Here is a 21,003-nt window from a genome sequence, read left to right on the forward strand (position 1 = left end):
AAAATTATCATTGAAATTAAAGCAACAGAGAAAGAGCATCCTATTCATTCTGTTCAACTTCTTACATACTTGCGCTTAACAAGACATGAACTAGGTTTACTCATTAATTTTGGCAATAAACAAGTAAAAAACGGTGTAGAATGCATCATAAATGATAAATTATAAGTCTCCGTGTCTCCGCGTCTCCGTGTTTTAACTATTCAAGTTATTGATTAGCAGATAGTTGAAAATCGAGCTGGCGTTATTTATACACAAACAAGTTAAAGAATTGGCCTGCGTATAACTTTCTTCTGTGGTAGCTAAAACCGTGTCCTTTCGGATGAAGGCCCCTCTCCCTCCTCAACTAAAGCTCATAATAACCTAAGTGTTGGGTTTAAATTATTCAAGGTTAAATCCTTATTGTTGCATATTGTGGTAGACGGCATCTACGTCGTCTAAGTCTTCTAGCCAGTCGATAAGGCCAAAGTTGGCTTTTGCCGTTTCCTCATCCACTTCTACATAGGTTTTAGGAATCATTTCAAGCTCTGCTTCTTTGCACTTATAGCCAAGAGCCTCTATTACTTCTTTAACAGCAAAAAGGTTGATAGGCTCTGTAACCAGTACAAACCCCTCTTCTGTAGATTCAAAATCTTGTGCGCCAGCTTCTGTAACAGCCATAAACAGAGCATCTTCATCAACACCTTCTTTCTCTACCTGGATAATCCCTTTTTGATCAAAGTTAAAGGCTACAGACCCAGGCGTTGCGATAGAACCACCCTGTTTATTAGTTGCAATACGCATGTCAGAAGCTGTGCGATTTTTGTTATCAGTAAGAGCTTCGACAATAATGCCAACACCCCCATGCCCATAAAACTCATATGTTACACTTATGTAGTCTGACTGATCGCTACTGGTCGCTTTTTTGATATTTCTTTCAATATTATCGTTTGGCAGATTAGCATCACGCGCCTTTTGTAGGGCCAGCCGAAGACGAGGATTATTTTTAGGGTCTGCTCCACCTGCTCGTACAGCGCTAATAATTTCCTTTGTTACCCTAGAAAACGCCTTTCCTTTGGCTTTATCAGCTCTTCCTTTACGATGCTTAATGTTTGCCCACTTACTATGCCCAGCCATTTATCCCTCTTAACTAATTAAACTCTGCAAAAAATTGGTGACGATGTTCTAGTTCCCATGCTTTTGCTCTATGATAATCTTTAAAGATGAGTTCTCTCTCTTTAAATTCCTTACTATGCACTCTTGCAACCCCTTTCTCGTCAATATAGGAGGGTACCACATGATGCAATATTTCATGATAGACCACATAATCAATAAAGTAGCGCGGGAAAGAGCGATCATCCAACATTTTATTAATTTTGATAAGTTTTAATGCTTCAAAATATTGGCCAAACACAATACGAGAGCAATTCTTTTTTGGAAGACGATCAAACCAGGTAATCCATAACTTAACTTTTGATTCAAAATATTTTTTATTAATTTCATCATAAACTTTTTGAAGATGATAGACTTTCCCGTTTGTGTATAAAGTACGGGCATCTAATCTATGAGAATAATCGAAACGAGGTAAATTACTGTGAATGTAAGAGCGAATTACAGCGAACGCAGAGCTATCTTTTTTCTTTACATAAGTTGCAACGGCTGTGATTACAGACTCAGGAGCCTCCAAAAACATTTTATGCAAAGATAGTTTTGCCCACTTGTCCCTCTTATCCAAAACAGCAAGCATATTAGAGCTGTTTTCGTTAATAATTAATTCAAATTCAAATCCTGACTTATCTGAAAGTCTCTGTTTTACGTTTTCTAAAAGCTCTGCCATAAATCAACTTAAATTGCTTTTTCCATAATAATTTTTCCAAGGTATTCACCATCTTCTTTTATAAAGTGTGGCTGCCTTCCAACCTCTTTAAAGCCAAACTTATCATACAGAGTAATTGCAGGATTACCCTCATACACTTCTAAATATAAATAATCTAAACGAAATTGCTCTTTTGCAAGATGAATGATATTATTCAAAAGAAGTGTCCCTACACCCTTTCTTCTATGCTCTTTTTCAACAATAATGGAAAAGAGACACTGATGAGCAACTTTTCTGTAGGGCATTAAATAGAGCGTTGAAAGCCCGCATGGAACGCCCTTATCTACTGCCGTTAGACTGCACTTATAGCGGCTAAAGCCAATCCAATGTTTGATTGCATCTTCTAACTCTAATGGATCTTGCATAGGAAACCAGCGAAGCACTCCAGGCTCTTCCAACCAATTCTTCAAGAAAGGTGCATCTTCATTTTCTGTATAACGTATGATTATGTCCCTGTTTTCATCCATCTGTTCTACCAAATTCCTTTAAATAAGCCTCTACAAAACCATCCAAGAGATCCCCATCCATCATCGCATCAATATTTCCTACTTCAAATCCTGTACGCGTATCTTTAACAAGGGTATAGGGTTGAAAAACATAATTGCGAATTTGACTTCCCCATGCGATTTCTTTTTTTACACCGCCCAAGGACTTTAAAGACTCTTCTCTTGCTAAAATCTCATTTTCATATAACTTTGAGCGAAGCATTTTCATGCATGATTCTTTATTCTGAAGCTGGCTTCTCTCCTGCTGACAAGAAACCACAATACCGCTGGGCATGTGAGTGATTCTTACTGCGGAATCTGTCTTGTTAACGTGTTGTCCGCCCGCTCCCGAAGCTCTGTATGTATCTACTCTAATATCATCTGGACGAATTTCAATGTTGATATCATCATCAATTTCTGGCGTTACGTCAACAGATGCAAAGCTTGTATGCCTCTTTGCATTTGCATCAAAAGGGGAAATACGAACAAGTCTGTGCACTCCCTTCTCTGCTTTTGTATAACCATAAGCAAAACCGCCTACAAAGCGAAAAGTTATGCTTTTAATACCAGCAACATCACCCTCTACCCGGTCAATAACCTCGACATTCCATTTGCGCCTACTAGCCCATCTCTGGTACATGCGAGACAGCATAAGGGCCCAATCACAAGCCTCTGTACCCCCTGCTCCTGAATTAATACTTAGATAGCAATTCTTACTATCTAATTCACCAGAAAGCATTTTTCGCACTTCAAGCTCTGAAAGTCCTGCTTCAACGTCATCTAACTCACCTAAAAGCTCATTACAAAACGCATCATCACTATCAATCACTTCAAAAAGCATCTCAGAAACACTTTCAAAGCGTTTTTTCAAATCCATATACGGTACAGTCCATGCACGAAGCAAATTACATTTTGAAATTACCTGCTGAGCGGACTTTTGATCATTCCAAAAGCCATCCTGCGACATTTTTTCTTCTAGCTCTAACACTTCTGACTCTTTGCTAGCGAGGTCAAAGATACCTCCACATATGAAGTATGCGATCGTTTGTTTTTTTCAATCTTGATTGAAGCTCTTCATTCATAAGTCACCTTAAAAAATTACCATTTTGGATAGCAATATAACTCGAAGCATAAGTTTAAGTCACTTCAAATGTATTTTTTGATAGTATGATTTCATGGCCCTCAACAGCATAGTGCCATGACCAACTAGGACGATTAATTATTTCGACTTTTAAATTTATAATTCCATTTTCTTCATAGGCAGTTACTTTTTGTCCATTTTCTACAATAATTGTTTGTGAACCAAGAAACACCACATTTTCAGCAACAAATTCAGCATTTCCGTAAAGTTTAATTTCTAATACTCCTTTGCGCTCAATCTGATTTTCCCATACAGATCCCTCCTCTCTTTTTCTACCCTGATTCTTCACCTTTACGTTATGAAGCGTGCAGCGCCCACACCACTGATCATCGTAGTGAAGGATAGGATCGTACCTTCCAAGAACTGCATCTGACGAGATAAGTAAGCTACCATCAAGTTCCATGTTTTCTATATCAACTTCTGCAATTTCCAATTGTAATTCTGCAAAGTCATGAAGAACTCCTCCTCGAATTTTTTGTTTAATTATAGAGTAGAGAGGCCCTAAGGCAGGATGATACAAAAACAGAACATACGGCCCATATTTAAAATAATCTGCAACATTTTCTTCTTTTGCCAAAATCTGAACAAGGCACTCTTTCTCCAAAAGTTCCCGATTATTTGTAATAAGATCATAAAAAGCACTTTCTGGGGTCTCAAGAAAACGTTTATCTGGGATATAAGAATTCTTTGTCACAGAAATCGTCTTATGCCTTTCATTATAAACAACATAAGACTCTAAACGCTCTTCTTGCTCCTTTTGCGACAATGCTGCTGAAAACGAATTTTCAATATAATCAACAATATTTTGCATAGTTGATTCCAATCTACATGCTGAAATATCCCTGCCATCCACTTTCTTTATATTAACAAGCATTCCAGGCACAAAACACTTATCCAATGCACTTTCTACTTTTCGAATATCAGCAAAAAGAACATTCGTGTTGGATGGAAAACAGGAATAGGAGCTATTTTCTTCTTCTGGCAGATCTTGGATCGAATGTTTTTTAAAATCTGTATATTCTAAATTAGTTATTTTATATTTAAAATGCGCATCACTCTTATTTTCTGCAAGAACCAATACCCCCTCTGCAGAGCCCACAAGACGCTTACATGAAAGTAATCCAAACGCTTTATCCTTTGAACATCCCACACCAACAAACGCCAAAAGCGTATTATCAATACCTACAATAGGATTATTAATTTGACGAATTAATGTTTTTTTACACCCCATTTTTTCGAACCAAGAAAAAATGCCAAAATCTTTAGCAAGCTTCCAGATAACTCCATGACCTCCTGGTTTAAAAACAAGTTGTCCTTCATTTGTAAGCCAATTACCTTCTGTTGTAATTACAGGCACTAATGGTTGAACAAAAAAAGCGAAACTTTCTCTTTTTCTTCCAAACCAATTATTATCTAAAAAAATCCCCTGAATACGTTTATGATTTTCTTTCTCATGAGAGGTCATGAGGGCTACAGGAACTGTAATTTGCCTTCTGTATATCTTATAAAATAGATATTCTCTTGCCTGTAAATCTCTTATTAATCCTTCTAAAAGCGTTTTACCACAAAATAAAAGACATGCTGCAGGAAGTGCATCACCTGACTTACTACAGGTAAGTCCAAGGCGATCACCAGCTCCACCAACAGGGTAAATCTCCCCCATCTTTTCTAAAGAGCTTAAACCACAAAAAGCTGCATTTTGAGCAAGGCTCAAATCCAAAGAAAGGTCGAGACCTGTAGGTTTTGAATACGCTATTTTCTGTAATTTACATTCCTTAGGCTCAAGCTTTTCTTGCATTAACTCAAGTACTTTTAGATGATAACCAATTAATCCACCCATAGGCTGATAGAAGGCCTCTACTTCTACTAAATGCTGAAGTAGCGTAAGCAGAGACTCTTTTTGTTCTTCCCATCTAGAAAGATATCCAGAAAGCATATCTTCTAGACCCAATGCGATCATCGATTCTAATACAACTTTTTCTCTGATGGACCTGCCATCTAAATAATTGCGAAAAAATTCAGATTTATTTAAAAAATTCTTTACTAAATAATGATGGTTTAGAATGTTAAATTTTTCATTAGTTTTTTTAGATAAAATAGTTGCTAAAAGAGGCTGCAATCTAGCTATCGAATCTGTAATCTGGCTCATAGACATGTAAATAAATAAATCATTTTCGAAAGTTCCAGCTTGCCCAAAAACACGCTTAATATCAAGTGCTCTCTTTACTGCCCGATAAATTCTTTTGACTATAAATTCGATGGCACGCTAAAACAACCAACACGAAAGAATCTGTATATTTAATCGGTTTTCAGATTTCCCCTCTTTAAAAAATTGAAAGGAGAATGGTTATGGTACAAGAAAAAAAAGGATCAGCGCTAAAAAGGCCTGTTCATATTAGCGCAGTACTTGCAGAAGTTATCGGGAAAGGGCCTATGCCCCGCACTGAAGTAACACAAAAAGTTTGGGCATACATTAAAAAACACAATAGGCAAGATCCTCAAAATAAGCGTAACATCCTTCCAGATGATAAACTCGCAAAAGTATTTGGATCACCAAAGCCAATCAACATGTTTGAAATGACAAAAGTTATCTCCAAGCATCTAAGCGAAATTCAAGCGGGACACTAATTTTTCTCTCACACACTTTAACTCCCCAAAAAAAATTTGGGGAGTTTTTCTTTCTTTATTGCTATACTGCATCTGTTTCAGATTATTGTAGTGTATTAAAGCCATGAAATATTCATCTACTTACAACAAAATAGCTGCCACCTTATGGGATCTTTGGTGTATTTTTTCAGTTATAGGAATATGGCCACGCTTCATCGAACCCTTCCTTCTTAAAACAACAACTCTTATTTTAAAGATACAGTCGCTACCAGAACCCTTAAGTGGCTTAAAAATTGCTCACTTTACTGACCTGCACTTTTCAAAAAAAAGCTCTCCTCGTTTTCTTAAAAAACTTGCAAAAAAAATAACCTTATTCAAGCCCGATATCATCTTATTTACCGGCGACCTTATTTCTTATGGCACTCTCGATGATCCAGATTCTCTTCAAAAATTTTTAAGTAGCCTATCCGCCCCACTTGGAGCCTTTGCTTGCCTTGGAAATCATGATTATGAAAAATATGTAAGCAAGAATCAAGAGGGAAACTTTGACATTGCCCAAGGTGGCACACATTTTATCATTAAAAGCTTTGAGCAGCTTAAAACAAAAAAAAATCCATCTCCCTATCCATCCACGAGGGCAAAAGCTCTACAGCCAAATTTACGTCTTCAAGATGTTTTTAAAAACTCCTCTTTTCAACTACTTGAAAATGCATCTACCTTACTCAAAATTAAAGATACATACTTAAACATCACAGGACTTGGCGACTACTGGACAGGAAAGTGTGTACCAGATCTTGCTTTTAAAAATTATAACTCTCTTTATCCTGGAATTGTCTTATCTCATAATCCTGACACCTATCCCATTCTAAAATCCTATCCAGGAGAACTTATCTTTTCTGGACATACGCATGGAGGCCAAGTAAACCTTCCTTGGATTTGGAAATATTTTAGTCCTACAAAAAATCCAAAATTCAAAAAAGGGCTCTTCGATTTTGGAAGTAAAAAACTCTATATCAATAGAGGATCAGGTAGCCACCATATCTTCCGCTGGTTTTCTCCACCAGAAATCCTCTTTGTTACCTTGAGGCCATCATGAAAAATACGCTCAAAACCTCTGCTATTTTACTTGCAGGTGGAATAGGCTCTCGCATTACCTCGCATCTACCCAAACAATTTATGCCTCTCTTAGACAAACCTATCGTACACTATAGCCTCAACATATTTTTATCTCTTGACGAAATTGCAGAAATCATTATTGTTACACATCCAAACTATCATGTTTTTTTTCAATCCCTTGTAGAAAAAGCATCCAAACCAATCAAATTTGCACTTCCTGGAAACAGACGTCAAGATTCTGTTTATAATGGCTTACAGCAGGTTGCAAAGGACTCTTCTTTTGTTTGTACCCACGACGCTGCAAGACCCTTTATCCAGAAAAATGATGTTCAAAATTTGCTTCAAGAAGGCTATGTGCATAAATCTGCAACACTTGCAGTGCCCTTAAAATTTACAATCAAACAAGCAGATACGACTGGTCTTGCGACACATACTCCGAACAGAGATATGTTTTTTGAAATACAAACACCTCAAATAGTAGATAAAAAAATATTAGAACAGGGCTTTAGCTTTGCATTTGATAACAACTTAAATGTAACAGATGACGTTTCCCTAGCAGAGCTTCTAAAGCACCCTACAAAACTTGTTCCTGGCAGGCATTCTAATATCAAAATTACAACTAACGAAGACTTGATGCTTGCCCCCCATCTTCTTCAACAAACAACTCTGCATGCATAATTATAAGCTTGTTATTGCCTATGATGGCACAAATTACAGTGGCTGGCAGATACAGCCAAATGGTGTATCTATTCAAGAGCTCATCCAAAAGGCTCTATCCATATGCACCAGAGAAGACATTAAATTAATTGGCTCTGGAAGAACAGATGCAGGCGTACATGCTCAGGGACAAGTTGCACATTTTTTATCCTCTCAAGAACTTCTTCCAAATAAAATTCTCTACTCTCTAAATGGAATGCTACCATCTGACATACGTATCAAACAAATGGAATCTATTCCAAACTCCTTTCACGCACAATATAGCACTATTGGAAAAATCTATCACTACAATCTTTGGCTAGATCCTGTACTTGATCCAACAAAGCGTCTTTATACCCACCATGTCAAAGGGAAATTCCACCTTGAAGACCTTATCCAGGCAGCTTCTCTTTTCCTTGGAACCTGGGATTTTACATCCTTTGCAAATGAGCCGCATACAGGAAGCGCTGCTAAAGACCCCATTCGTACGCTCAAACGATTAGATATCGTGCCTCAAGAAGGGGGCGTTCGCTTAGAATTTGAGGGAGATGGTTTTCTTTATAAAATGGTTCGAAACATAACAGGAACGCTTCTTGAAATTGCAACAGCAAAGCGAAATCTCAAAGAGGTCCCCCATATCTTTGCGGCAAAAGACCGAAAACAAGCAGGCCTTGCAGCCCCTGCAAAAGGCCTATTCTTAATGCACGTCCTATACCCATAAAAGCAACTTAAATGAAGAATTGCTTACATGCCCATGTCCGCTTGATTTTTAACTTTCTTTAAAAAAATAAAAAGTTCTTGACTTAATTATTTCTTATTGAGAATCTAACAACTTCTTAACAATACATTTACAAGTGGAGGCGAAATGTCCAGCTTATTTACATCCTGCGTTGATCTTACAAGATTCGGCGTACAGAGTTATGATCTTTATAAGAAAGTAACAGATCCTAAAAGACAAGCAACGGGCGAAAAAGTAGATGATATTATTGAAGGCGCTCTTTTACTTCTTCAAGCTGTGGGAACATGTGTAAGTAATACCAGAGATCAATCGCTCATGAAGACAACTGAATGCGTTGTTCGCTATGCGCAACTGCCATTGAAGTTCTTCAATGCCTTAGAAAATAATTATGGATCAACTCCACTTATAGCGACTATGGTGCAACAAGTGCTTAGCGTTCTACGTTCTGGTGCACAAGCCGTGGCTTTAGGAAACAAGGTTCTTCTTGAAATGTCTCCAGAAGAGCAATCTAAACTTCTGATACCCATTTATGAGACCTCTTATTATGATGACACACCAAGGATCATAGGATATAGGCCTTTTGATTTATCAGAATGTCAAAGCAACTATAATACAAGTGTGAAGATTGCTAGTGGTGCAGTATTTCTAGAGCTGCTTGCTTCTGTATACAAGTGTATGAATAATACAAACGATCAACATCCTCCAGCGCACGCTCTTCTGCAACATCAGCTCGCTGCTGTACCTGTTCCAGTAGCCGTACAGGAAAGATTCTCTGTCGATTTTATAGCCATGCAGGCAATTCCTGAACAACTTGAAAATGATGTAATTCTAAGAGCTTATATGTGTCCTATCACTCTGCGACCTATAAGATTTCCTGTACATGATAGAAGACACGAAGAGCATGTCTATGAAAGAGAAGCTATTCATGCAAGGCTAGCTCATGACCCCCACTCACCTGTTACGGGTGATCCAATGACAGTTGCTGATTTAGAAATATCTGCAGACGCTGCAGCTATTATCAATCTACGTCTAGAGGAATACTCTAACAACTTGCAGGCAGTTTTAGCTCATTTTGCAGCAGAGCCAAATTTTGTAGCACCCCATTAAAAAATCATCTATTGTAGATAATTAATAATGTCGTCAGTTTCAAATAAATGGCTTGTAGTATATGACGTAACCATTAAGTCTATTGTCATACTTAATACAGGCCTTAATATCTGGAAAAAGTGTAATCTAGAAAGGAAACTTTCTTTACTAGAAAAAACAGAAATAATTGCTCAAGGAGTTTTTGCCAGCGCTACTGCAGCAAGTATTTTTCTTCCACATCCAGCTGTGAACGCCATTAGTACAGCAAGCAATGTAACTGCTATAGGTTTAGGGATTCTTACTAACAGAGAAAGACGCTCGCAAGCTTCTGTGCTTAACAGAACCCTCACACAAATGGAATGTTTACAAATAATAACTGCTGTAGGGCAAGCTATTTCTGGCATAACAAATTATATAAATATCCCAAGTGTGGTTTGGTTGGGCGAGCGCACGATGGATTTCTTTGGCATATTGAACCAAACAGAAACAGAAAAAGTAGCTACCAAAGTTATTGCACTAGATCTACCCTCAGAGTTTTGCCATGCTCTTCTTGAGGGCACGCATATGACTTTGGAAATAATAAATCGCCTTTTGTTTATACCATCCTCGATCTACACACTTGAAAAGTATAAAATTAAGGACCTTTACGAGCTAATAGAGCATACACAGGGGCGCCCAGGTATTAATCTTAAGGGAAAGCCGAATATTCGCTATTTCGTATACACGTTACTTTATAAAAAATTAGCAAGGCTACAAGAAAGTCTTCAATACCTTCCAATCGAAATTAAGGAGGCACTTCGCTCTGAGAATAAGATTAAACGAGCTCAACTAGAGCCCCTTACATTTATACCTCCTTTTTTAGAAGCAAGCATGCGTAGTGCATATGGCACTGCACTTAAAATCTGTCCTATCACACAAAAACCCATTAGATTTGTGGTAGTAATAAAAGGACAAGAAGTAACCGGTCCTTATTATGAAAGAGAAGCCTTTCTACAACAAGATATCAATGCTGTTGTGATAAATGCACCTCGCATCCAAATGCTGGTAGACCAACCATTGCTTGATCAATTAGAGTGTTTTCGACTTGCAATTCAAAGATCGCCCTCTCTTGTTACCTCATTGCTTGATAACGCACCCATTACATGTGAATTAATACAAGATTATGGACCTTTACTACCCTATCTCCAGCCCTTTACAAACGAAGATGAGAGCGAAGTGGCGCTTCCTTTAATCTGCCCCATAACACATAAACCTATTCGATTTATAGCAAAGATCAAAGGGCAGATAGAAGGCACTTATTATGAAAAAGCGGCTCTAACAGCTCGTGAAGGAATAAACAATGTCGAAGAGTGTCCAGACTTCCAACCATTAATTGATTTGTTATTAATGAATGGGTTCAATCGCCTCCAAAACCTAGTACAAAATGATCTTAGAAATGCACGGAGCCCTAACCTGCAAGCACCTATCATCCAAGTTTCACCTGACCTATTAATTGAAGAGAAAAACACGGCAAATAAAGGTGTGCTTAGAGTGAACTATGCACAGCGCTATGAGAACGGTGAAATCAGTTATGCGCAATATGCACAGTATAGACAAGGACTTAAATACGGAGAAATTTTTTATACGCAAAGCAAGCAAGAATATGAAAATGGAAAGCTACTTCCTAGTCATTATGAGCAGATGCTTAGAGATGGAGTACTCAGCTATGCTCTGTATTACGCGCAGTACGCCCGCGCGTATAAAGATGAAGAGATTAGCTATGAACAGATGTATGAAAATGGAGAAATCAGTTCTGTACAATATACGCAGATGTATAGAGATGGAATAATCAATCACGCACTGTGTGAGCGGATGTATAATGATGGAATGATCAACAAAGAGTTATATGCAAAATATAGACAAATGCATGCTGGTGGAAGAATTAGTTGTGCACAATATTATGCGCTATATGCACAGATAGACGTACGTGAATATGGCCATAGTTATACAGAGTATAAACGGACATATGAGAGGGAGTATGTCCTAAGAGAAATGGGAGAGGCACACCTTCCAGAAGTTTCAATGGCATTCCAGGAAATAAACGCGACCAAATATAGGATCGACGCCCCATTTATAGTTGAGGCAGACCCTGAGATAGGTATAAAACTAGAGAGTACTTGGAAGAAGATCCCACCCCCTCCTCTGTACGCTGGACAAGGACCCTCTAAACAACAACTAAATGAATCTGGAATGCGTGAAGCAATCGCTCGCTTAGCACCTAGACAACACCTCATAGGTGCGCCTCCTACAGGGATAGCTCATAATTTCATAATAAATGGACTTGCCGTAATTGCTAAAAGTGAAATAAGAGAGAGTGAAGCAAGAGGTATAGAGCCAATACCAGAGACATGGTATGCCAAATCATGGACATATTTAGCTAAAAAGATAACAAATTTGTTTTCAGCTCGAATAACTCTACCATATGGCCTGCGACAACATAATTTGTTGCCAGTAACAATTAACCTTGGTGCAAAATGGCCTATACCAATAGCTCTACAGACGCCTCCACTATTGCATACCATACCGGTAGCTACTGAAGAGCCTATATCACAGCCCAGCCCAACAAACTTAACCCATGAATCTCACGCAGGTAGCATTCGTTTTGAGCCAGCTCCTCTACTTTCTTTTCATCTCGCAAGTAAAATGTGACCAAATTAGCCAAAGCCACAAAAGAATAAATATTTATTATACATAAACAAGTTAAAGAATTGTTTATGTATAAATCAAATACGGAACCAAACGTTATACCAAAATTTCAGTTCATTTCAGTATAATAACTCATGTTATTCATATCCTACTTGAGGGTCTAATTGAAGGGAAGAGCTTGCTGTTTTTCTGATACTTTTGATGAAAAAAGATCATGTATTTTTTCAAATAAACGAATGCCTAGTCCATCCATATAAGCTCCTGCTCGATTTATCCACGATAACTTTTGCCATTGCTCTTGATCAACGATAAAGGCTAATCCATTAATAATAAAATTATTACTAATTTTAACATGGGGTGACTGATTGGGACCAATGAGTATACAACATTTGGCTACACCACCCACTAACTGACCGGGCCTAAGATTTCGATAATTCTCTTTATGTGCTTCAGCTTCTACGGCCCTGCATATAGATGACTCCATTCGTTGTTGAGAAGCCCCCTCATCTCTGAAAGGTAGAGGTGGAACTGAAATTGCCTTCCAAGTGGTTTCTTCTTCTATATCTATCTCAAGAGCACTTGCAAATTCAGAAGGCATATCAATTCTATAACTTGTATCTCTTATACTATCATAGCATTCCGAATACGTCTTTGTATTACAAGACTCCCTGCCACTACGCATCCTTTCATACGCTTCTTTATATCTTGCGTAATCGCGTCCGCATTCGCGCACATCACTTCGTGCATATTGCGCATAATATTGCCCATAACTGATCTTTCCATCGATATACATCTGCCTAAATTTCGCACATAACTCAAAGCTGATTTTTCCATCAACATGCATTTGCTCACATAGCATATGATTCATTTCTCCATCTCTATACATCTGTGTATATTGTGCAACATTAATTTCCCCATCTTCATACAGCTTTACGTAAGTGGTTTCTTTGTCACTATACGCTCGAACATACTGTGCATAGTATAATGCACATCTAAGCACTCCATTATCGATCATTTGTTCATACTGTTCAGGTGAAACTTTTCCGCCTTGCCAGCTTTGCATAGTCTGCGCGTAATAAATTTCTCCATATTTAAGCATCTGTCGATACTGCGCATATTGCTTATAGCTGATTTCACCATTCTCGTAACGCTGTGCATAATTTACTCTAATAGGCACACGACTTCCTCCCATATTTACAATAGATGATAATGGTCGTACGGGCTGGTATTGGGGTCTAAGTTCCCTAGTTGCTACTTGCTCAACTCTATCGCAGCTACCAGATCCTTCCCCTGCTGTTACTGGATCAAGGCATTGCGCACTTCTACACTCTTCTGAAAAAACTTCATAATCTCGAGTACTAGATCCTGGATAATCAATGCGGGTTATTGGCAAGCTAGACATTTTTACCTCGTCTCGTAAATGTAATATATACACAAACAAGTTCAAGAATTGTTTGTGTATAAACCCAAAACTCGGGTTATAAAGAAATCAAAAAGCAATTATTTAGATAACATAAACAAGAATTCTATGCACCGCTCAAAAAATACTATGCAAATGTATGCAAAATACATTTACAAGGCAACGTCAGCAGAACAGCTGTTCTGACGATTCGTGTGTTGGAATTTCGCCAACAACATCCGGTGCCTCTGGCGTCTCACAAGTAGATTTACAAGTACTTGTGGATCGATAGTTTGTCGACCGAAAGTGTGCTGCAAGCACCACTGAGAGTTTCTTACTCACTTTCCTCCAAAGTGTCCATACGTGCTCGTTCCGATTCCTTACAGGTAGGGATAAGGCGACATGACCACTTTTGCCATCCGGAATATTCGAAAGGCTGGTAGGCAATTTTTCAGAAAATCTTAAACTTCGGCGCGCTATACTTAGTGCAGCCGCGTGATGAATGGATAACCCATAGCGTTTGGAAAATTTAACTCTGCCAATAACAGAAGTATATGCGGGGTTAACCTCTCTTACTTCTACCCCAAACTTTGCAGATCTTGACTTGACATGAGTTATAATTGAGCTGTAAGCAAAAGAAGAGAGCATGCGAGAATAAGAGGCATGCTTTTCTTTGAGAGAAGCTTTCTTCTTTTGAAAGTTAAGCTCTTCTACTACAACAGGTTTTTTTGTTATTTGTGCTGTTTGTACAATGTTTTTACAAGCATTGCCAATGATTGCTTTTGCTTGATGAGAGCTCTTACCATAAAGAGATAAGGGTATACTTTCTTTACGGATAGGATTGCCAAATCGATCTGTTTCTACTACAGCAAGGTGGTTATTGTTAATATCTACACCAATAACACCAAATTTAGGATCAGTAATAATAGGAACATTTGGAAGATTCACGCTTACAAATACTCTCCAGCCTTTTTTATCTTTCTTAAAACGATAGGAAAGAGCTTGTCCAAAATGTGTATCTTTAAGTTCGCGTCTCTTTTTACATTCTAGAAGAGTATCTACAACTTGTTTATGACCATACTCAAATCGAACATTTGGAATAAATATATATTTGCCATGCCTCGCTTCTAAGTTATATGGAAGCCTTAATCTCAAGCTTAAAGAGCCATCTGCATTAAGATAGGCCGTGCATGACTGATTGCCACTTGTTTCATCTTTAGAACCGAGCACAAAAAACTCAGAATAGCGCGCTGCATTCCAAGCTTGTTTCCACTCATCATGAGTTGTAAACCCATTTTCCTTTAAGGAAAACTGTGCCCGGAATAGTTTTTTTGAGCCAAAACAAAGCCGTACGGCTCCTTTTTCTTTGTCTTTTTTTAAGGCAGCAAGCTTACAGTTGAGTTGCCCTAAACGTCGCCTCTTTTGATGGGCAACGGCTAGGTTTTTAATCTTTTTGACTTTAGTGTCGAGCGTTTTGATTTGTTCTTGTAGTTCTATAATTTGAGTATCTCTTCTCTCTTTAACTGAAGCGATTTTCCCATCCAAAACTATCCTGCAAGCATTAAACTGTCTTGCAGTTATATCGAGTGCAGATAAAAAGGATATCTTACAAATATTAGGGTCTACACCTAAAATAATTGCCTTAAAAAGCAAATGCTCTGTCTCCGCAAATAACTTGGCATATTGATTCAATACCTGATCTATAAATATGTCAGAATGAATGCGTGTCTGATAGGTTCGTATGTTACTTTTCATAAAGACTTAGCTGCTTCTTGAAGTGACTCTAATAACTTCTTGTTTTTACGGCTTCTTGCACCATAGAGGCGTGCAGAAAAAACAGTAATAATCTCTAAAACATCATTTACAAGATCATCTTCAAAAGAATTGTCATCAGATTTATTGATCAAAATAACCTCAACACCAAACTGTTCACAAAGAGAGAATATTAATTCAGCTCCAAAACGAAGTAAACGGTCCTTGTGCGTCAATACTAAACGTCCAATATTTCCAAGGCAAATACTTTGTATGAGCTTCTTTAATCCTTTCTTGCCATAGTTAAGACCAGACCCTAAATCTTGAATTATTTCAAAAGTCCATCCATGTGCGGCACAAAATGTTGAAAGCAGGTCGACTTGTCTAACAAGATCAGTTTTTTGATCATGGCTAGAGACTCTTGCGTAGACGACAGTCTGTTTCTGAGAAACAATTTTTTTTAGTGGGTTACCAAGAATTTTAGCAAGGTCATAACGCCTGTGCCCCCTAAGTGTTCTTTCTGAGGAAATTTTTCCCACTGACTCCCAACGCCTAAGAGTATCCTTCGACACTCCTAGCTCTTTTGCTAATTTACCAATACTAATCTTCATGAGACAAATATAGGTAAATTACGCATATATTTGCAAATATTTTCGCATATTTTATTTAACAATTACTAGCCCTTAAAAACTTCAAGATCTTCTTCTCTCTGTTGTGGATGCATTTTAGAAATACTCTCTCTTATTGCTGAAAAAGCCTTATCCGTCTTGGAAAAGGCCAGGCAACTTGATACATATTCTCATAGGTCTGTGATTTCCAAAAAGCTTGTATAATGGGAAACAGAGTTTGTTACTAGCTCAGGAAGAGCTGGATGCTCTTTGGAGCAAATAAGAACAGGCTTTGCGTCTGTTCCCATCAACGCTTGAAGGCCTCTTGGAGTGTCTTCAAAACCAACAATCTTATCAGAAGCATCTGATAACATATCGATTGCTTTTTGATAGGCTTCTGGATGTGGTTTTGGATGCGTATATAATTCCCTTGTAATCCACGTAGGAATCGAGTCTAAAACAGGATTCATCCTGCGAATAACTTCTATTTGCTCTAATGGAGAATGCGTAACAACTGCACGCTTAACTCTTTGCCTTTCCAATTCTAACAACAAATCTTCAACGCCTGGCATAAGATGTACAGCTCCCTCATTTAGAAGCTCAAGGTAGGCGTCTTTTTTCTCAGCATAAAGCACTTGCCAATTTGGCTCTTGCTCTATAAGTGTGGGATACTCTTGCAAAATCTGTCTTTGCAGCTCTGTTGCACTATAGTGAGCTGCAAGGCAAAAACGCTTAAAATCCCAATCTAAAGAGACGCCTCTGTTCTTGCACATTCTCTTGTACGCCTCAAAATGAATCTCTTCTGTACTAACAAGCAACCCATCAAAATCAAACAAAAACAATTGATAATTTTTAATCCAGCGCATATCCTGCTTCTTCGATTGAGAAAAGAAGCAAGTATACCCTAAAAGAACTATTTTTAGGATAAAAATAAATGCTAGATACAAATTTCGTGTTATGACATCATCTGCGAAAAAAAGTTACGAACTTAAACATTATTAAAGTGCAAAATTATGAAAGAATTTGTTGAATACCTCATTAAGAACCTTGTAGACGAGCCAAATTGTGTCAGTGTAAAATGTTTTGAGGGCGAAAGAGGCATCATTGTCGAAGTCAGTGTTGCTCAAAAAGATATTGGTAAAGTTGTTGGCAGACATGGCAACACCATTAAATCCCTTCGTACTATCATTTCTGCCGTCTCAGCAAGACTTGGCAAACATGTACGCTTGGAACTCATTGAACCAGGTGCAGAAGCAACTCCAGAACCTGCTGTTTAAACTCGCTAAAAAGAGGACTTGCAAAAATATTACGATTTTACATATAAAGTCCCCTTACCTGTTAGCATTTTCGGTGGCATAGCCAAGTGGTAAGGCAGTGGCCTGCAAAGCCTCCATCCCCAGTTCAAATCTGGGTGCCACCTTTTTTCATCCATTTTGTTTTTACCTGTGTTATATCTCGTAGCAACCCCCATTGGAAATCTTAAAGATTTCACCTTTAGAGCAATAGAAACACTGCAAGCTTGTGACTATATTCTTTGCGAAGATACACGCACAAGTTCAACCTTGCTAAATCATTACAACATCAAAAAGCCCCTACAAAGCTATCACAAGTTCAATGAACAACAAAAGTGCGATAAAATCATTCATGATTTGCAACAAGGCCTAAATATTGCTCTTATCTCTGATGCAGGAATGCCAGGGATTGCAGATCCTGGCTATATTCTTGTTAAACAAGCAACAGAGAACAACCTTCAAGTAACTTCCATACCAGGAGCCTCTGCTATCATTGCAGCCCTTGCATGCTCTGGACTGCCAACAGAGCGCTTTCAATTTGCAGGCTTTTTACCAAAAAAACAAGAAGCTCTTAAAAGTACTCTACAAGAGTATCTCTCTTATCAAGGAGTTACTCTTTGCTTTGAATCACCAGCTCGCCTTTTAGAAACATTAGAGCTCTTAGAAACACTTGCTCCTACGCGCCTACTTGTTGTAGCAAGAGAGCTTACTAAACGTTTTGAAGAGATTCAGCGGGGCACTGCTCTCGATCTTGTAACTCATTTTCAAAACGCTATATTGAAAGGAGAAATTGTTCTGCTTATCTCCCCCTGCCTGGAAAAACAAAAGGATTGGAACAGTCTAACTCCTATAGAGCATGTAACTTACATGGAAGAAACCTTCCAAATGAGCCGAAAAGATGCTATCACAGTTGTTGCAGAACTTAGAGGAGTTCCTAAAAGAATTATTTATAACGAAATCGTAAAATAGCACTCATTATCTCTATTTGCTAAAATTTAGAGAAAAGCTCTTGCGCATTTTAAGTCTTTTCATTTAAGATCTTCCCTCTATGAAGATTGTTTTATTCCTTATCTTATCTATCGTATCTATTGAGCTTATTGCCATGAACCAAGTTATACTCAAATTAGGAAACTCTCACCTCGTTGCAGCTTTTTTTGATAACGAAGTAATTACAGACAAATTACGCCTTGAATATCAAGGCAATTGGCTACAACAACTCTCTTGCAAGCTCTCCTCTCACCCAAATTTACGCGCAGCTCTTATTGGCTCTGTTAATTCTAAAGTTGAAAAACAGGTAAGCGATGTACTAAAAGAGCAATTAATTCCCTACATAGGACATGTTTCTTCTGAAAACCTATCCATCAATCTAAAGGCGGATAACCCCAAAGAAGTAGGTGCAGACTTAATTGCCAATGTCTATGGCGCTCTAAAACTCTACCCCAATAAAAACATCATCGTCGTTGATATTGGTACAGCTGTCACATTTAGCGTGATAAAACCTAGCAGAACCTTCCTTGGAGCTGTCATCATGCCAGGCCTTGAAATGGGAGCTTTTGCATTAGAGCACTTAACAGATAAATTACCCCTTGTTGATGTTGAAAAGCCACGTACTTGTCTTGGTACAAATAGCATCGATTGCATTTCTAGTGGAATCTATTATGGTCTTCTTGGTGCTATTGACAAAATCTTGTTAGAGCTCAAAAATGAATCCTTCCCAAACGAGGACATCATTATCCTTCTTACAGGAGGCGTTACAACACCTGAAGCGGAATCCTCTGGGTTTATACCCAAAACATCTATCAGCAAAAATTTACAAAAAGATCTTACAGCAAACGCTAACAGAAGAATCGAGCAGGATTTAACTTTAGTGGGCTTTGCTGAAATCCTTAAAGAGCAACTACAAACAAACATTCAGACTAAGGAGCATTAGCATCATGACTGCAAAAGAAATTATATTCGAAGAAGAAGCACGAGGCAAGCTATTAAAAGGCATTGTTAAAATTACCGATGCCATTGGATGTACTCTAGGACCTCGAGGACGCAATGTAGGCCTTGAAAAGGGCTGGGGCGCTCCTGTCATCATTAATGATGGCCACACTATTGTAAGAGACATTTCCTTTGAAGACCAATATGAAAATATGGGCGCTTCCATGGTTAAAGAAGTTGCTGGGAAGCTTAAAGAGACTTGCGGCGATGGAACAACAACTGCAAGCTTAATTTTACGCGCTATCGTACAAAACGGGGTCAAGTTCATTTCATCTGGAGCAAGCCCCATCAACTTAAAGCGCGGCATGGAAAAGGCTCTAGAAGCCATTTTAAAATCTCTTACAGCCTCTGCAATACCCATTAAAAACCAAGCTGAAACCTTAGCAATAGCTACCGTTGCTGCTTCTGGAAATCAGGAAATTGGAAAATTCATTTCAGATGCCATACAAAAAGTAGGAAAATCTGGAGTTGTAACCATTGAAGAAGGAAAAGGCACAGAAACTACTGTAGAATTGGTTGAGGGAATGCAATTTGATCGTGGCTATGTTAGCGCCTACTTCTGCACCAACAATGACACAATGACCATTGAAATGGAAAATGCGAAGTTTTTGATTATCGACAAAAAGATTGCTTCCATTCAAGAGTTGCTACCAATACTACAATCCGTTGCAGCGTCCGGTGCAAGCCTTGTCATCATTGCAGAAGAGATCGAGGGAGATGCTCTTGCAACACTTGTTGTAAATAGGTTAAGGGGCTCATTAAAAGTTGCAGCTGTAAAGGCTCCTGGCTTTGGAGATAGAAGAAAAGCAATACTTCAAGATATTGCAGCTCTTACTGGCGCAACAGTTATTACAGAAGATGCAGGTATTGCCCTCAAAGATGCAACTGCTGAAGTTCTTGGCTCTGCTGACAAAATTAAGATCAACAAAGACACAACAACCATCGTCAATGGCCATGGTAAACAAGAAGCTATCAATGCCAGAATCAAGCAAATCGAGATAGAAGCAAACAACACAACAAGCTCTTATGATAAAGAAAAGCTTGAAGAGCGCAAAGCAAAACTCAGCGGCGGTGTTGCTGTCATTAAAGTAGGTGCTCCTACTGAGCCTGAAATGAAACAGAAAAAGCAGATGTTTGAAGATAGCTTAAACTCGACAAAAGCTGCCCTTGAAGAGGGTATCGTCCCAGGCGGAGGCGTTGCTCTTCTGAGGGCAAGTAAAGCTGCGGAGTCCTTAAAACTTCAAGGTGATGAGGAACTCGGCCTTAAAATTGTCATTAAAGCATGTGAAACACCTGTAAAGCAGATCATCGAAAATGCAGGCTTTGATGGAGCTGTCCTTCTTAACGATGTAAGAGAGGCGCCCACAACACATGGCTTTAATGCTCTTACAGAAAAAGTAGAAGATCTGCTTGCAGCTCACGTCATCGATGCATGCAAAGTATTAAAAAGCTGCATTACACATGCCGTATCTGTTGCTGGCATCATACTTATCTCCGAAGCTCTCATTGGAGATGCTCCAGACGATGAAGCAAAACAATAATTTTATATAATTAGAGTT

19 protein-coding genes and 1 tRNA gene are annotated in these 21,003 nt (G+C 38.4%); 11 read left to right on the top strand and 9 right to left on the bottom strand.

The window, feature by feature from the left end; translation table 11 throughout:
• Positions 1-396: 396 nt before the first annotated feature.
• From P4L16_04280 to P4L16_04300, 5 genes are all read right to left on the bottom strand, one after another.
• Positions 397-1,113, bottom strand: coding sequence for a YebC/PmpR family DNA-binding transcriptional regulator (locus tag P4L16_04280; protein MDR3624340.1), 717 nt, complete (start codon positions 1,111-1,113; stop codon positions 397-399).
• 13 nt (positions 1,114-1,126) lie between these two features.
• Positions 1,127-1,813, bottom strand: coding sequence for a hypothetical protein (locus P4L16_04285; protein MDR3624341.1), 687 nt, complete (start codon positions 1,811-1,813; stop codon positions 1,127-1,129).
• A gap of 8 nt (positions 1,814-1,821) precedes the next feature.
• Positions 1,822-2,319, bottom strand: a complete 498-nt coding sequence (locus P4L16_04290) for an N-acetyltransferase (GenBank protein ID MDR3624342.1) — start codon at positions 2,317-2,319, stop codon at positions 1,822-1,824.
• Positions 2,312-3,379, bottom strand: coding sequence for a peptide chain release factor 2 (prfB, locus tag P4L16_04295; protein MDR3624343.1), 1,068 nt, complete (start codon positions 3,377-3,379; stop codon positions 2,312-2,314). Before prfB ends, P4L16_04290 begins: the two co-directional genes overlap by 8 nt.
• Positions 3,380-3,473: 94 nt before the next feature.
• A complete protein-coding gene (locus P4L16_04300) occupies positions 3,474-5,633 on the bottom strand; it encodes a UTP--glucose-1-phosphate uridylyltransferase (GenBank protein ID MDR3624344.1) in 2,160 nt (719 codons plus the stop codon).
• Positions 5,634-5,827: 194 nt separating this feature from the next.
• Between P4L16_04300 and P4L16_04305 the strand changes: the two genes are divergently transcribed.
• The 6 genes from P4L16_04305 to P4L16_04330 all read left to right on the top strand — a co-directional run bounded on the left by P4L16_04305 (position 5,828) and on the right by P4L16_04330 (position 12,410).
• Positions 5,828-6,106 carry an SWIB/MDM2 domain-containing protein gene (locus tag P4L16_04305; protein ID MDR3624345.1) on the top strand — a complete coding sequence of 93 codons (279 nt, stop codon included), beginning with the start codon at positions 5,828-5,830 and terminating at the stop codon, positions 6,104-6,106.
• Between the two features lie 103 nt (positions 6,107-6,209).
• Positions 6,210-7,181: a UDP-2,3-diacylglucosamine diphosphatase LpxG gene (gene lpxG, locus P4L16_04310; protein ID MDR3624346.1), complete on the top strand. Its 972-nt coding sequence runs from the start codon at positions 6,210-6,212 to the stop codon at positions 7,179-7,181.
• Positions 7,178-7,879, top strand: coding sequence for a 2-C-methyl-D-erythritol 4-phosphate cytidylyltransferase (gene ispD / locus P4L16_04315; protein ID MDR3624347.1), 702 nt, complete (start codon positions 7,178-7,180; stop codon positions 7,877-7,879). Before lpxG ends, ispD begins: the two co-directional genes overlap by 4 nt.
• Entirely contained in the window at positions 7,872-8,618 is a 747-nt protein-coding gene (gene truA / locus P4L16_04320) for a tRNA pseudouridine(38-40) synthase TruA (GenBank protein ID MDR3624348.1), read from the top strand. The genes ispD and truA overlap by 8 nt, the downstream gene beginning before the upstream one ends.
• 144 nt (positions 8,619-8,762) lie before the next feature.
• Positions 8,763-9,743, top strand: a complete 981-nt coding sequence (locus P4L16_04325) for a hypothetical protein (GenBank protein MDR3624349.1) — start codon at positions 8,763-8,765, stop codon at positions 9,741-9,743.
• A 27-nt stretch (positions 9,744-9,770) separates the two neighbouring features.
• The gene (locus tag P4L16_04330; GenBank protein MDR3624350.1) at positions 9,771-12,410 is read left to right on the top strand and encodes a hypothetical protein; all 2,640 of its coding nucleotides are present in this window, start codon (positions 9,771-9,773) and stop codon (positions 12,408-12,410) included.
• 157 nt (positions 12,411-12,567) lie between these two features.
• On the opposite strand, the gene P4L16_04335 is transcribed toward P4L16_04330, so the two are convergent.
• The 4 genes from P4L16_04335 to P4L16_04350 all read right to left on the bottom strand — a co-directional run bounded on the left by P4L16_04335 (position 12,568) and on the right by P4L16_04350 (position 17,032).
• Positions 12,568-13,809: a hypothetical protein gene (locus P4L16_04335; protein ID MDR3624351.1), complete on the bottom strand. Its 1,242-nt coding sequence runs from the start codon at positions 13,807-13,809 to the stop codon at positions 12,568-12,570.
• Positions 13,810-13,992: 183 nt separating this feature from the next.
• Positions 13,993-15,561, bottom strand: coding sequence for an IS200/IS605 family accessory protein TnpB-related protein (locus P4L16_04340; protein ID MDR3624352.1), 1,569 nt, complete (start codon positions 15,559-15,561; stop codon positions 13,993-13,995).
• Entirely contained in the window at positions 15,558-16,169 is a 612-nt protein-coding gene (locus P4L16_04345; GenBank protein MDR3624353.1) for an IS607 family transposase, read from the bottom strand. The genes P4L16_04340 and P4L16_04345 overlap by 4 nt, the downstream gene beginning before the upstream one ends.
• 188 nt (positions 16,170-16,357) lie before the next feature.
• Entirely contained in the window at positions 16,358-17,032 is a 675-nt protein-coding gene (locus P4L16_04350) for an HAD family phosphatase (GenBank protein MDR3624354.1), read from the bottom strand.
• 147 nt (positions 17,033-17,179) lie between these two features.
• Here P4L16_04350 and P4L16_04355 point away from each other — a divergent pair, with 147 nt between their 5' ends.
• From P4L16_04355 to groL, 5 genes are all read left to right on the top strand, one after another.
• The gene (locus tag P4L16_04355) at positions 17,180-17,443 is read left to right on the top strand and encodes a KH domain-containing protein (GenBank protein MDR3624355.1); all 264 of its coding nucleotides are present in this window, start codon (positions 17,180-17,182) and stop codon (positions 17,441-17,443) included.
• 72 nt (positions 17,444-17,515) lie between these two features.
• Positions 17,516-17,586, top strand: a tRNA-Cys gene (locus tag P4L16_04360).
• 25 nt (positions 17,587-17,611) lie between these two features.
• Positions 17,612-18,427, top strand: a complete 816-nt coding sequence (gene rsmI, locus P4L16_04365) for a 16S rRNA (cytidine(1402)-2'-O)-methyltransferase (GenBank protein MDR3624356.1) — start codon at positions 17,612-17,614, stop codon at positions 18,425-18,427.
• Positions 18,428-18,506: 79 nt separating this feature from the next.
• Complete coding sequence (locus P4L16_04370) at positions 18,507-19,388, top strand: type III pantothenate kinase (GenBank protein ID MDR3624357.1); 882 nt, start codon at positions 18,507-18,509, stop codon at positions 19,386-19,388.
• A 4-nt stretch (positions 19,389-19,392) separates the two neighbouring features.
• Complete coding sequence (gene groL, locus P4L16_04375; GenBank protein ID MDR3624358.1) at positions 19,393-20,985, top strand: chaperonin GroEL; 1,593 nt, start codon at positions 19,393-19,395, stop codon at positions 20,983-20,985.
• The last annotated feature ends 18 nt before the right edge of the window (positions 20,986-21,003 follow it).

Source organism: Chlamydiales bacterium (assembly GCA_031292375.1).
Classification (GTDB): Bacteria; Chlamydiota; Chlamydiia; order Chlamydiales; family VFKH01; genus JARLHF01.